Source organism: Pseudomonas sp. ef1 (genome assembly GCF_007293365.2).
In the GTDB taxonomy this organism is placed as follows: Bacteria; Pseudomonadota; Gammaproteobacteria; order Pseudomonadales; family Pseudomonadaceae; genus Aquipseudomonas; species Aquipseudomonas siliginis.
In genome coordinates, this window is record NZ_CM129815.1 from 2,657,467 (window position 1) to 2,669,689 (window position 12,223).

A 12,223-nucleotide genomic window follows, 5' to 3' on the forward strand; every position below is an offset into this window, starting at 1 on the left:
CGCCAAGCCCTGTGCAGTTGTAACGATTCAGTACAGAGCCACTCTTGCCTATAACTGCCGCCCATGCTTAGCTGACTAATAATTAGATTTTCCGTATTTTCAGTCTAACCGTGAGTGTTTTATGCCGTTAACCGATCAACATCGCTTTGGTATGCAACTGGCCCAGATGTCCCGTGGCTGGCGTGCCGAACTGGATCGTCGCCTCGCCGGGCTGGGCCTGTCGCAGGCGCGCTGGCTGGTGCTGCTGCATCTGGCGCGTTTTGAAGAGGCACCGACCCAACGCGAACTGGCGCAGAGTGTCGGCGTCGAAGGCCCGACCCTGGCGCGCTTGCTCGACAGTCTGGAGAACCAGGGACTGGTGCAACGCCAGTCCGTGATGGAAGACCGCCGGGCGAAAAAAATCGTGCTCTGCGCACCTGCCTTGCCCCTGATCGAACAAATCGAAACCATTGCCACGCAACTGCGCCACGAACTGTTTGAAGGTGTCGACGAGGCAGATCTGAAGGTGTGCATGCGCGTGCACGGGCACATTCTGGCCAACCTGGAAAAATCTTGAGGCACATCCCGGCAGTGATTTTTTGAGAGATCGCGCTGAGCGGACTATAAGAACTACTGGGCAATATCGTGTTCGTACCGGATGTGCGAACGCATAGAAACCGGTTTTGCTTATTTAAGGGATGCTCATGCTCGCAAGTCGGCACGTGCTGCGCGGGGGCGCCAAATGGCTGCTGCTCGCTGGCGTTTTCAGCTATTCGACCTGGTCGATGGCGTTGGGGTTGGGCGAAATCACTGTTCACTCAGCCCTCAATCAGCCGTTCAAGGCCGACATCGCGCTGGTTGATGTCGGTACGTTGACGCAAAACGATCTCTCGGCCAGCCTGGCTTCGGCGGATGAATTCGGCCGGGCCGGCGTCGAGCGGGTGTTCTTTCTCAACGATCTCAAGTTCACTCCGATCCTGCGCGGCAGCCGCCAGATGATCCGGGTGACGTCCGGCAAACCGGTCAACGAACCTTTCCTGAATTTCCTCGTGCAGCTGGATCAACCCAACGGCCGTCTGCTGCGCGAGTACACGGTGTTGATCGACCCACCGGGTTCGCCGGGCATCGTGCCCGCTACTGACGAGCCGGATCCGCGCCCGCAATCCTCCGAATTTCCAGCTGTCGAACCGGCTACCGCGCCGCCCCAGGCGGCCCAAGGCAAGCGCCCTGCGGCGCCTGTGCCGCCAACGCCGGCGCAGCCTGCCAACGATGCGCAGGCCGAGCAACTGGCCGCCAGCGTGCTGCTCACCCAGCAACTGCAAAAGACTCTCGACGAACAGAACCTGAGGCTGCAAGAGCAGCAAGTGCAGATAGCCGACGGCAGGAAGCAGATCGAAGAGTTGCAAACCCGTCTGGCCGAAGTGCAGAAAGCACCGCCACCGCCCGTGGTCGCTCCGGTTCCGGCCGCTGTTTCAGCCCCGGTCGAGGCGGCAGACGATGGCGTGAACTGGCCGCTGCTCGGCGGACTTCTATTGCTGCTGGGCGTGCTGGCTGCGTTGCTCATACGTCGCCGTCAGCAACGTTCGACAGCAGACGGCACGCCGCTGCCGCTATTGCCCGTGAGCGCCGAAGAAGAAGTCGACGAGCCCGAGCTTCAACAATCTGTCGGTGCGCACGCGGCCACCGATCATCGCGACGAACCCGGTGCTGGCGACGTGCTGGAGGCTGTGGGCATCTATCTGGCCTACGGCCGACTCAGCGAAGCGGCCGGGCTGCTGCGCGATGCCTTGCACAAGGAACCTGAACGCACCGATCTCGGTTTGCAGTTGCTGGAGGTTCTTGGGCGCCAGGGTGACAGCGCCGCTTACGAACAGCAGGAAAACCGCCTGCGTGCGCTTGGCGTCGATGAGCGCGAACTGATTGAAACCCGCGCTCGCCATCCCAAACTGGCAGGCGCCGCACCGGCGGCATTTGCAGCAACGCCAATCGCGCCTGAGCTGCCCGTGGCCACGGCAGCGACCGCAGCTGCGCCGCTCGCATCGACGCTCAGCCCTGCGGAGGATGATTTCGAATTGAATCTGGGCGAACTGTCGATGGATTCAAATTGGGATTTGAACGACAGCCGCACCGATGCCGCCGCACCGCCGATCGATGATCCGGAGCTGGGCACCAGCCTGTCGGTGTTACCTGTCGATTTCGAACTGCCACAGGCTGCATCTGCCGAAGAAGCCGAACTCGAATGGATCCCCGAACCCGACGCCCAACCCCTCGACGATGACTTTCTCAATGAGTTCGGCGATCCCGAGCCGTCGCTGGTGCTGGAACCTTTGGATCTGCAACCACCCGAGTCCACCGACATCGAGTCCGCCGGCAAGCTCGAACAGGCACAAACCTGCATCGACGATGGCGACATCGACAGCGCGATCGCGCTGCTCAATGAATTGCTCAGGGAAGGGGATGAGCCGTTGAAGCAAACCGCAAGGACGTTGTTGGCGGGGATTCGCTGAGCGCCAACGGATTTTTGGGTTCACCCGAGACCGCCTTCGCGAGCAGGCTCGCTCCCACAGGATAGAGCGCATTCCATTGTGGGAGCGAGCCTGCTCGCGAAGGCGTCAGAACGTCTGCCCCAGATTCAGATAAACCGCCTGCTCATCCGCATCATTCAACCCATACGTGAAGTTCAACGGCCCCAGCGGCGTGTCGAAGCCGATAAACACACTCGCGGCATTGATGTAGCCGCTGTCGAATTCATTGTCGTTGTTCCACGCCCGACCGCGTTCCAGCGAGGCGCCGGCGTACAGCGGGAAGTCCAGCGGCAGATAAGAGCGCGGCGTCAGGCGGCGGTAGTACACGGCGCGCATCAGGCTGACGTTCTGCCCGGACAGCGCGTCCTCACGGAACCCCGATAACTGCCGCGCGCCGCCGAGCAGGAAGCTTGAGGTGACCACATTGGCATCGTCCAGCGTCCGGCCGTACCGTCCGCCGAGAATCAGCGTATCCGGCCCGTGGCTCATGGCCTTGTCGAAATTCAATTCCCACTGGCGATAGCGATTGTCTGAACCCAGGCCCGGTTCGAACTGGGCAAACGTCAGGCTGACGTCCTTGCCCTCGTGCGGAAAGTAGACGTTGTCCAGCGAGTCGTAGGAATACTTCACGGTATAGAAGCCTTCGTTGAAGCTTTCACTCGGCAGATCCTGATCGCCGATGCGTACGTCAGCCTTGCCCCAGGCCTGGCCGACGCCGAGTCGCACTTCACCGTTGTTGCCGATCTGCCGGCCGAGGTTGAGGCCGAAGCCGTAACGCTCGACCCGATACTGCGCGATCGGATCGTTATCCAGCACCGAGTCAACGTTCTGTGCCTCGAACGACCCGTAGGGCGCGACGAAGTAGCGAGAGCCGACGTCCAGCGGCTGATAGAACTCGCTGTACAGCTCCTGTTTGTCGCCGATCTGCGCCCGGGTCAGCCATTCCGCACCGAGGCGGTTGATGCCGTTTACGCGGTAACTGGCGCCGAGGTTGAAAGCACTGTCGCCGCGCATGTCGTCCGACAGATTCAGGCCGACCCGCAAGTAATCGGTGCCGCTGCGCTTGCCGCTGGCACTGATGACCAAGGTGTGATCCTGGCCTTTGTGCACCACGCGGTAACGCACTTGATCGAAGTAATCGAGGCCGTACAGCGTGCCCATGTCCGAATGCAGGCGGCCCAGGTCCAGCGGCGCGCCGATCGGTTGGCGGATGTAATAGCGAATCACGTCATCGTCGACCTTCGAGTCATTTTCGACGCGGATCGCGGTGATGATCGGCGTGCGCTGGCCCGGCTGACGGGCGGCGTTCAATTCCGCGTCCTGGGTTTCAGTCGGCTTCAGCTGCGCCAGCCGCGCATCGAGGATCCGCGTGGCGCGGTAACCAGCATCGATCATCTCCTGAGCCTTGCCGAAATCGGTCACGCCGAATGCGGCCAGCGCAGGCTGGATCAACACGTCATTGGCATGCAGAGTCGCCAGTTGTTCTTCGGAGTTGCGCCGGGTCATCAAGGTGATCGACTGATTGAGCACATCGACCACCGTGGTCAGTTGCTTGCGATTGCGCAGCGGCGTGCCGATGTCGACGACGATGGCGATGTCGACGCCCATTTCCCGCGCGACATCCAGCGGGATGTTGTCGGTCATGCCACCGTCCACCAGCAGGCGCCCATCGAGCTCAACCGGGGCGAACACCGCCGGGATCGACATGCTCGCGCGGATCACTTGCGGCAGGTGGCCTTTGCGAAACACCACTTTTTCGCCATTGGCGATGTCGGTGGTTACGGCGCGAAACGGGATCGGCAGTTTGTCGAAGTCGCGGGTGTCGCTGGTGTGCGCCAACAGGCTTTCCAGCAGCAGCGCGAGGTTCTGGCCCTGAATCACCCCCAATGGCAGGCCGAGACTGCCGTCGTCGCGGAAGCTGAGTTTCTGCTTCACCAGAAAATCGCGGTCGTCCTGCTTGCGTCGAAATGGCACGTCCTCACGCGGCGGCGCGTCGGACAGCGCCGCTTGCCAGTCGATGCTCAGGGCGAGTTTTTCCAGTTCGTCGATCTTGTAGCCCGAGGCGTACAGGCCGCCGACTACCGCGCCCATGCTGGTGCCAGCAATGGCGTCGATCCTGATGCCTTGTTCTTCCAGCGCCTTGAGCACGCCGATGTGCGCCAGCCCGCGCGCAGCACCGCCGGACAGCACCAGGCCGACTTTCGGTCGTGGCGCTTCACTGGCGTGAACCAGCAGGGGAAGGAAACCAAGCAGCAGGCAAAACAGCAAACGGCGCATTGTGAGTCTCGGGGCAAGCGGTAAAGCCGGCTATTATAGCGGCGCCCTCTGTCTCAGGAGTTTCAGCGATCATGACCGTCGCCAAAGCCGAAGTTGTCATCACTTATTGCACCCAATGCCAGTGGCTGCTGCGCGCGGCGTGGCTGGCTCAGGAACTGCTCAGCACCTTCGCTGACGACCTGGGCAAAGTGTCGTTGGTGCCGGGCACCGGTGGGGTGTTTCACATCACTTGTGCGGGTGTGCAGATCTGGGAGCGTAAGGCCGACGGTGGTTTTCCCGAGGCCAAGGTATTGAAGCAGCGAGTGCGCGATCAGATCGATCCTGACCGCGACCTCGGCCACAACGACCGCACTCAGTGAGAGGCGGCCTCGGCGGCGACGGTTGTCTTGTCGCTGCCGCCTGACATCCGCGCCGACACCACAATCGCGACGATGATCAACGCGCCACCGATGAGCATCCGCAGGGTCGGGGTTTCACTGAACAGCAGCCAGGCGAGGGTGATGCCGTAGACCGGCTCCATGGCGAACACCACTGCCGCCGTGCGTGCCTTGATCACCGCCAGACTGGCGACGAACAGGCTGTGCGCCACGCCCGTGCAGAACACTCCGAGCAGCGCGATCCACAACCAGTCCAGCGCTCGGACCTGACTCAACTGCGGCGCCGCGACCGGCAACAGACACAACGCCACGACGACGTTCTGGCACAACGCTGCCTGCACCGCCGGGATGCGCCCGGAACTGGCGCGGTTGGTCAGCGACAGCAGGGAAAACAGCAGGCCGGACAACACTGCCCATAGCAAGCCGACGGTCGCGCCACTGCCCAGATCGAATGCGGGCGTCACCAGCACCAGACCGATGCTGACCAATACCACCAGGACGATTTCATTGGCACGGATGCGTTCGCGGAAGATCAGTCCTTCGAGAATCACCGTGAACGCCGGGAAACTGGCAAAACCCAACGTGGCGATGGCTACCCCTGCGATCTTCACCGATACGAAAAAACTCACCCAGTGCCCGGCCAGCAACACGCCGCTGAGGGCGAGGCGCCGCCAGTCCACGGCCTGAAGTTTCTGCCAACCATGCTGGCTGAAGAAACGGGCGAAAAATGCCAGGGCGAGCACGGCGAAAGCCGCACGTCCAAATACGATCACAGCAGGGGATGCGGCAGCGAGTTTGCCGAACACACCAGTCAGGCCAAACATCAAAGCGCCGATATGCAGGGCGCCGAGGGCGGTACGCGGAGTCATTGCATTCCTTTTTTCAGGTTCAACTTCATGGGGCCATTGAACCGCGTCTCGGCCTGCAAGTCTGTCGGCAGGCTATCGTCTTTTGTCGCAGGAATCGCGCCGAAGATGTCCGGGCGAGGAGCCGAACTCTCGCAGGACTGCGGCCGAGAACGCACTCTGCGAGCTGTAACCGACGCGACTGGCTACTTCACCAATCGGCAATGCAGTGTCGCGCAGCAGTTGCACCGCGAGATGCAGGCGTCGACTGCGGATGTAATCCATCGGCGTCTGTCCGCATTCGGCCATGAACCGAGCGTGCAGGCGCGCACTGGACAACCCGGCCACGCGCGCCAGGTCGGCCACTTGCAGCGGATAGCCGGCGTATTGCTCGATGTGCGCATCCAGCGCGGCGTAGGGCAAGCGACGCGCGCGGAGTTCGGCAGGTTGCGCGTGATTGAGACTGGCCAGCAGCAACACTGCGCCTTGCTGCGCGATCAACGGATCGCTGACCGGACTGTTCGCCAGCCAGCTGACCAATTGACTCTGCCCCGAGTCCAGCGACAGCCGCCCCGGATGATCGAGCAAGCGCCGACTGGCCTCGGCATGCGCGCCCAGCGAGTCCTGCACCCATTGCCCTTCAGGGATGTCGAGCACCAGGCAGCTGCTGCCTTGGGGACTGTCGCAGGCATGATGAGCGCCGGACGGAACCACCACAACACTCTGCTGACGCACTTGGCTGCCACAGCCCTCGACCTCGAAATCCAGCGCACCGGACAGCCCGAACACCAATTGCGCGTGCTCGTGGCTATGCACAATCAAATCGTGGGTGTACTGACGCAGGGTGAGGATCGGTCGCATGGCAGGTTGTCTCCGAAGTGGCCGTCAGTCTACACCGCCGTACGCCGGATGCGCTGTCACACGACTGACTCACGCCTGTCACGGTCGATTAACCCGGCGCGCGCAAGCTGGCGAAAACATCGCAGAGGGTTGCCCATGACCAGCGCCGAGCTCGCCCGACCCAGTCGCAAACAACGGGTGCGAACCCTGTGGATCTCCGATGTGCACCTGGGCACCCGGGATTGCCAGGCTGAGCACTTGTCGCAATTTCTCAAGGGCTACCACGCCGACAAGGTCTATCTGGTCGGCGACATCATCGATGGCTGGAAACTGCGCAGCGGCATGTACTGGCCGCAAGCGCACACCAACGTCATCCGCCGCCTGCTGACCATGAGCAAGCGCGGCACTGAGGTGATTTACGTCACCGGCAACCACGACGAATTCCTGCGGCGCTATTCGAAACTGATTCTGGGCAATATCCAGTTGGTCGACGAAGCGGTGCACGTTACGGCGGACGGTCGGCATTTGCTGGTGATTCACGGCGATCAGTTTGATGTGATCACCCGCTATCACCGCTGGCTGGCGTTTCTCGGCGACTCGGCCTACGAATTCACCCTGACCCTCAACCGCTGGCTCAATCACTGGCGTGCCCGTTATGGCTACGGTTACTGGTCGCTGTCGGCGTATCTGAAACACAAGGTCAAGACCGCCGTCAGTTTCATCAGCGACTTTGAAGAAGCCATCGCCCACGAATGTGTGAAGCGCGAACTGCATGGCGTGGTTTGCGGGCATATCCACCATGCCGAGATTCGCAAGGTCGGCGGGGTGGACTATCTCAACTGCGGCGATTGGGTCGAGTCGTGCACGGCGCTGATCGAGCATTGGGACGGCACGATCGAGTTGTATCGGCTGGCGGATGCGCAGGCGCGGGAGGCGGAGTTGAAAGCTGCCAAAGTTGCCGAGATCGCCTGAACGAAAGATCACCCTGTGGGAGCGAGCCTGCTCGCGAAGGCGTAGTGTCAGACAAAGCTTATGTGCCTGATACAGCGCTTTCGCGAGCAGGCTCGCTCCCACATGTGGTCTCAGGCCGGGCTGTGTTCTTGCATCGCGGCTTTGTAGATCGAGTTCTTCGGCTGCGCAAACAGCCGTTCCATCATCGGCTCGAAGAAACTCAGCGGCAGCGTGTCATACGCCGGGTCAAACGCCGCCGCGTCGTATTTGGCGCAGAATTCGGCCGTGGCGTGGAACTGCGGATGGTCCTTGAACTGCTCGCGCAAGTGCCGATCCATGCCCAGGTGATGAAAGAAGTAATAGCCCTGAAAGATGCCATGCTTCTCCACCATCCACAGGTTCTCCGCACTCACGAACGGCTTGAGAATCGCTGCGGCGATGTCCGGATGGTTGTAGGAACCGAGGGTGTCGCCAATATCGTGCAACAGTGCGCAGACCACGTATTCCTCGTCACGCCCGTCGCGAAAGGCGCGGGTCGCGGTTTGCAACGAGTGGGTCAGGCGATCCACCGGGAAACCACCGAAGTCGCCCTCAAGCAGCTTCAAATGCGCGAGAATCCGCGATGGCAGCTGTCTGGCATAGGCACTGAAATCAGCGGCGATAATCGCCCAGTCTTCCTCGGTGCCGTCCTTCATATGGGTGAAGCGAGCATGGGCACTCATCGGCAGACCCTCATTCAGAACGCCACGCGACCGAGAATCATGTCGCGGTACATGACGAAATCGCCGAGCAGGCTGTACAGCGGATGCTGGAACGTCGCCGGGCGGTTTTTCTCGAAAAAGAAATGGCCGATCCAGGCAAAGCTGTAACCGGCCACAGGCAATGCCAGCAACAACAACCAGGCGCTCTTGGCGATGCTCAGGGCGAGAATGAAGATGACCAGAGAAGTGCCGATGAAATGCAGACGACGGCAGGTGCTGTTGCTGTGTTCGGCGAGGTAATACGGGTAGAACTCGGCGAAGCTGTTGAACTGCTTGATGTTTTCCACGACCGCGCTCTCTGTGGTGATTGTTCTGGTGACAAGTTGTTCGGCGGGGAGCTTATTTGAGTCTAGAGTGATCATTGGCGTGGGCCAGTGACAATCGGCGCCACTTTAGTATCCTTCGCAAATAGGGCGGTTATCTGCAGCCCGTCATGTAAAAGAATAACAACCATGAGCGAACGAACGACTTCTGCAAGCTGGGCGATGGGGATTGTCAAAGCACTGGAGATGGACGGCCTGGATTGCCGGGTACTGTTCAGGCAGCTGGGGCTGGATTTCAGCGCCCTTGAAGATCCGGATGCACGCTTCCCGCAAGACTCCATGACCCGGCTCTGGCAGCGCGCGGTCGAGGTTTCCGGCAACCCGGCGATCGGCCTGAACATGGGCAAAGTGGTGCGCCCGGCCTCGTTTCATGTCGCCGGCTATGCGCTGATGTCGAGCAATACCCTGGCTGAAGGCTTCCAGCGTCTGGTGCGCTATCAACGCATCATTGCCGAAAGCGCTGACCTGAGCTTTCGCCTGCTCGACGAAGGTTACGCGCTGATTCTCACCGTGCACGGCGATCATCTGCCGCCGACCCGGCAGAGTGCCGAAGCGTCACTGGCCTGCGCGTTGGCGCTGTGCGGCTGGCTGACGGGGCGTCCGCTGCACCCGGTCAAAGTGTTGGTCCAGGGCGATCAGCCGACAAATCTGCAACCTTATAAAGAAGCCTTTCACGCACCGCTGGTGTTCAACGCGCCATACGACGCGTTGATCTTCGAACGGGCCGATATGGAGGCGCCGCTGCCGACCGCCAATGAAGCCATGGCGCTGTTGCATGATCGCTTTGCCGGGGAATATCTGGCGCGGTTCTCCGAGAGCCGCGTGACGCACCGGGCACGCCAGGTGCTGTGCCGTTTGTTGCCCCAGGGCGAACCCAAGCGCGACACCGTGGCGCAGACGCTGCACCTGTCGCAACGCACCTTGCAGCGGCGCTTGCAGGAGGAGGGCACCAGTTTCCAGCAATTGCTCGACGACACCCGCCGTGAACTGGCCGAACAATATCTGGCGCAACCGAGCATGACCTTGCTGGAAATCGCCTACCTGCTGGGCTTTGCCGACCCGAGCAACTTCTTCCGCGCGTTTCGCCGCTGGTTCGACACCACACCCGGCGAATACCGCTTGCGCCTGACGCAGGTGCCGGACGCAGTCAGTGACGCCAGAACGCCGGAATACACAGCACAAACACCGTAATGATCTCCAGTCGGCCGAGCAGCATGCCGAACGACAGAATCCACTTCGCCGCATCCGGCAGCGTCGCGAAGTTGCCGGCCGGGCCGATGGTTTCGCCCAAGCCCGGGCCGACGCCGGACACGGTGCTGGCGGCGCCGGTCAGCGCGGTCATCCAGTCGACCCCGAGCAGCGACAGCAGCAGCGCGATCACGCAGATGGTGATGGCGAAGAAGAACGAGAAAGTCAGGATCGAACGGACGATCTCTTCGTCGAGGCGGTGACCGTTGTACTTCTGCTTGATCACCGCGCGCGGGTGGATCAGCTGATTGAGGTTGGCCTTGAGCAGGATGTAGGCGACCTGAAAACGGAAAATCTTGATCCCGCCCGCCGTCGAACCTGAGCAGCCGCCGACAAAGCCCAGATAGAAAAACAGCATCAGCGAGAAGTTGCCCCACAGGCTGTAATCACCGAGGGCAAAACCGGTGGTGGTGACTACCGAGGTCACGTTCAGCGCCACATGCCGCAGCGCTTCCAGCCAATGCAGCTTGGTGGTCCACCAATACCAGGTGCCGAGCACCAGCCAGGTCACCAGCAACATCGCCAGCAAACCCTGCACCTGTTGATCGCGGATCAACGCCCGGCGGTTGCCGCGTAGCGTCGCCACGTACAGGGTGAACGGCAGGCTGCCGAGGATCATGATGACAATCGCCACCCAATGAACTGCCGGTTGCGTCCACTTCGCCAGCGACTGGTCGGAAGTCGAGAAACCACCGGTGGAAATCGCCGACATCGCGTGGTTGATCGCATCGAACGGGCTCATCCCGGCCCACCAGAACGCCAGACTGCCGAGAATGGTGATGCCGACGTAGGCCGCAACGATCAGCCGCGCCACCATGTGCGAGCGCGGCATGACCTTTTCCGAGCGGTCCGAGGATTCGGTCTGGAACAGGCGCATGCCACCGATGCGCAGCAGCGGCAGAATCGCCACCGCCATGCCGATAAAGCCGATGCCGCCGATCCAGTGCAGCAGCGACCGCCACATCAGAATCCCCGGTGACATGTTGTCCAGGCCGTTGAGCACGGTGGAACCGGTGGCGGTGATGCCGGACATGCTTTCGAAAAACGAGTCGGTGTAACTGATGTGCTGGGTCAGTAGAAACGGCAGCGCAGCGAAAATGCACACCACCAGCCAGCTGCTGACCGTCAGCAGATACATGTCGCGCGGGCGCAGGTGAATGTGTTCGGGTCTGCCGGGTATCACCAGGGCGAGGCCGGCGACAAAGGTGATCATGCTCGCCCAGAGGAACGACGGCAGATCGCTGGTGCGCTCGAAAATCACCAGCGTGGCCATCGGCACGACCATGGCCACAGCCAGCGTGATCAGGAAGATGCCGATGATAAAACCAATGATCCGTAAGGTCGGCAACGCCATGAAATCCGCTCGGGCTGATTGAACAAGGGCGCCATTCTACCTGCGGGGCAAGGCATGTAAACCGGCAGGCGCTGCGCAGTTGCAGCTAGAATAGCTGCACATTTTTCAAAGGAGGTGGCCGATGCAGGCTCTCGACGCGTTGCTCAACCGTGTTTCCGTTCCCCGCCTGGTCGAACCGGCCCCTACTGCCGAGCAGCGCGAAGCCCTGTTCGGCGCGGCCTTGCGTGCCCCGGATCACGGGCACTTGCAGCCGTACCGCTTTTTGACCGTCGAAGGCGCAGCGCGTGAGCAAATGGGCGAGTTGCTGGCCGAGGCGGCCCGCCAGCAGGGCGGTGAAGTCACCGACGCGATGATCGACAAGGCGCGCAACGGCCCACTGCGCGCGCCGCTGGTGGTTGTGGTGATCGCGAAGCTGCAGGAACACGTGAAATACCCGAAGGCCGAGCAACTGCTCACGGCCGGCTGTGCGGCCCACGGGATTTTGCTCGCGGCGTATGCGCAGGGGATTGGCGCGGTGTGGCGCACCGGGGATCTGGCGTACTCGAAGCATGTGGCCGAAGGTTTGGGACTGGCGGAAGGCGAGGAAGTGATCGCGTTTCTCTATCTCGGCACGCCGCAGAAAGAGCCGCGGGTGGCGGAGAAGGTTGATCTGGCTGAGTTCGTCAGCGCCTGGCCCGGTAAAGCCTGACCCGATTTCAAACTGTGGGAGCGAGCCTGCTCGCGAAGACGGAGTGTCAGTGGTC

Annotated in this window: 12 protein-coding genes; 6 read left to right on the top strand and 6 right to left on the bottom strand. The window is 61.5% G+C overall.

Annotated elements, in window-relative coordinates; translation table 11 throughout:
• Positions 1-121: 121 nt before the first annotated feature.
• Complete coding sequence (locus FEE99_RS12090; RefSeq protein ID WP_016771142.1) at positions 122-556, top strand: MarR family transcriptional regulator; 435 nt, start codon at positions 122-124, stop codon at positions 554-556.
• A 127-nt stretch (positions 557-683) separates the two neighbouring features.
• Entirely contained in the window at positions 684-2,486 is a 1,803-nt protein-coding gene (locus tag FEE99_RS12095) for a FimV/HubP family polar landmark protein (protein ID WP_064361258.1), read from the top strand.
• A 105-nt stretch (positions 2,487-2,591) separates the two neighbouring features.
• Here FEE99_RS12095 and FEE99_RS12100 read toward each other — a convergent pair whose 3' ends face one another.
• A complete protein-coding gene (locus tag FEE99_RS12100; RefSeq protein WP_041478976.1) occupies positions 2,592-4,781 on the bottom strand; it encodes a patatin-like phospholipase family protein in 2,190 nt (729 codons plus the stop codon).
• Positions 4,782-4,852: 71 nt separating this feature from the next.
• Between FEE99_RS12100 and FEE99_RS12105 the strand changes: the two genes are divergently transcribed.
• Positions 4,853-5,140, top strand: a complete 288-nt coding sequence (locus FEE99_RS12105; RefSeq protein WP_016771139.1) for a SelT/SelW/SelH family protein — start codon at positions 4,853-4,855, stop codon at positions 5,138-5,140.
• Here the strand turns inward: FEE99_RS12105 and FEE99_RS12110 are convergent.
• Both FEE99_RS12110 and FEE99_RS12115 read right to left on the bottom strand, forming a co-directional pair.
• Positions 5,134-6,027 (bottom strand): DMT family transporter, encoded by an 894-nt coding sequence (locus FEE99_RS12110; RefSeq protein WP_041478977.1) that lies wholly within the window; start codon positions 6,025-6,027, stop codon positions 5,134-5,136. The two genes, FEE99_RS12105 and FEE99_RS12110, sit on opposite strands and share 7 nt — an antisense overlap.
• 72 nt (positions 6,028-6,099) lie before the next feature.
• Positions 6,100-6,864: an AraC family transcriptional regulator gene (locus FEE99_RS12115; RefSeq protein ID WP_024012062.1), complete on the bottom strand. Its 765-nt coding sequence runs from the start codon at positions 6,862-6,864 to the stop codon at positions 6,100-6,102.
• Between the two features lie 135 nt (positions 6,865-6,999).
• Between FEE99_RS12115 and FEE99_RS12120 the strand changes: the two genes are divergently transcribed.
• Positions 7,000-7,815 carry a UDP-2,3-diacylglucosamine diphosphatase gene (locus tag FEE99_RS12120; protein WP_016771137.1) on the top strand — a complete coding sequence of 272 codons (816 nt, stop codon included), beginning with the start codon at positions 7,000-7,002 and terminating at the stop codon, positions 7,813-7,815.
• Positions 7,816-7,925: 110 nt separating this feature from the next.
• Here FEE99_RS12120 and FEE99_RS12125 read toward each other — a convergent pair whose 3' ends face one another.
• Both FEE99_RS12125 and FEE99_RS12130 read right to left on the bottom strand, forming a co-directional pair.
• Positions 7,926-8,516 carry an HD domain-containing protein gene (locus FEE99_RS12125; RefSeq protein WP_041478978.1) on the bottom strand — a complete coding sequence of 197 codons (591 nt, stop codon included), beginning with the start codon at positions 8,514-8,516 and terminating at the stop codon, positions 7,926-7,928.
• 14 nt (positions 8,517-8,530) lie between these two features.
• Complete coding sequence (locus tag FEE99_RS12130; RefSeq protein WP_041478979.1) at positions 8,531-8,842, bottom strand: DUF962 domain-containing protein; 312 nt, start codon at positions 8,840-8,842, stop codon at positions 8,531-8,533.
• A gap of 165 nt (positions 8,843-9,007) precedes the next feature.
• On the opposite strand from FEE99_RS12130, the gene FEE99_RS12135 reads away from it, so the two are divergent.
• Positions 9,008-10,069, top strand: a complete 1,062-nt coding sequence (locus tag FEE99_RS12135) for an AraC family transcriptional regulator (RefSeq protein WP_208601940.1) — start codon at positions 9,008-9,010, stop codon at positions 10,067-10,069.
• Here the strand turns inward: FEE99_RS12135 and FEE99_RS12140 are convergent.
• Positions 10,026-11,480: a TrkH family potassium uptake protein gene (locus FEE99_RS12140; protein ID WP_024012066.1), complete on the bottom strand. Its 1,455-nt coding sequence runs from the start codon at positions 11,478-11,480 to the stop codon at positions 10,026-10,028. The genes FEE99_RS12135 and FEE99_RS12140 overlap by 44 nt on opposite strands.
• A 121-nt stretch (positions 11,481-11,601) precedes the next feature.
• Here FEE99_RS12140 and FEE99_RS12145 point away from each other — a divergent pair, with 121 nt between their 5' ends.
• The gene (locus FEE99_RS12145) at positions 11,602-12,168 is read left to right on the top strand and encodes a nitroreductase family protein (protein ID WP_041478981.1); all 567 of its coding nucleotides are present in this window, start codon (positions 11,602-11,604) and stop codon (positions 12,166-12,168) included.
• Positions 12,169-12,223 lie beyond the last annotated feature (55 nt).

Excerpts from the sequence above, each read along its gene's own strand:
- FEE99_RS12115 (WP_024012062.1), bottom strand. The coding sequence starts at position 6,864 with ATGCGACCGATCCTCACCCTGCGTCAGTACACCCACGATTTGATTGTG.
- FEE99_RS12100 (WP_041478976.1), bottom strand. The coding sequence starts at position 4,781 with ATGCGCCGTTTGCTGTTTTGCCTGCTGCTTGGTTTCCTTCCCCTGCTG.
- FEE99_RS12135 (WP_208601940.1), top strand. The coding sequence starts at position 9,008 with ATGAGCGAACGAACGACTTCTGCAAGCTGGGCGATGGGGATTGTCAAA.
- FEE99_RS12125 (WP_041478978.1), bottom strand. The coding sequence starts at position 8,516 with ATGAGTGCCCATGCTCGCTTCACCCATATGAAGGACGGCACCGAGGAA.
- FEE99_RS12105 (WP_016771139.1), top strand. The coding sequence starts at position 4,853 with ATGACCGTCGCCAAAGCCGAAGTTGTCATCACTTATTGCACCCAATGC.
- FEE99_RS12095 (WP_064361258.1), top strand. The coding sequence starts at position 684 with ATGCTCGCAAGTCGGCACGTGCTGCGCGGGGGCGCCAAATGGCTGCTG.
- FEE99_RS12090 (WP_016771142.1), top strand. The coding sequence starts at position 122 with ATGCCGTTAACCGATCAACATCGCTTTGGTATGCAACTGGCCCAGATG.
- FEE99_RS12110 (WP_041478977.1), bottom strand. The coding sequence starts at position 6,027 with ATGACTCCGCGTACCGCCCTCGGCGCCCTGCATATCGGCGCTTTGATG.
- FEE99_RS12120 (WP_016771137.1), top strand. The coding sequence starts at position 7,000 with ATGACCAGCGCCGAGCTCGCCCGACCCAGTCGCAAACAACGGGTGCGA.
- FEE99_RS12145 (WP_041478981.1), top strand. The coding sequence starts at position 11,602 with ATGCAGGCTCTCGACGCGTTGCTCAACCGTGTTTCCGTTCCCCGCCTG.
- FEE99_RS12140 (WP_024012066.1), bottom strand. The coding sequence starts at position 11,480 with ATGGCGTTGCCGACCTTACGGATCATTGGTTTTATCATCGGCATCTTC.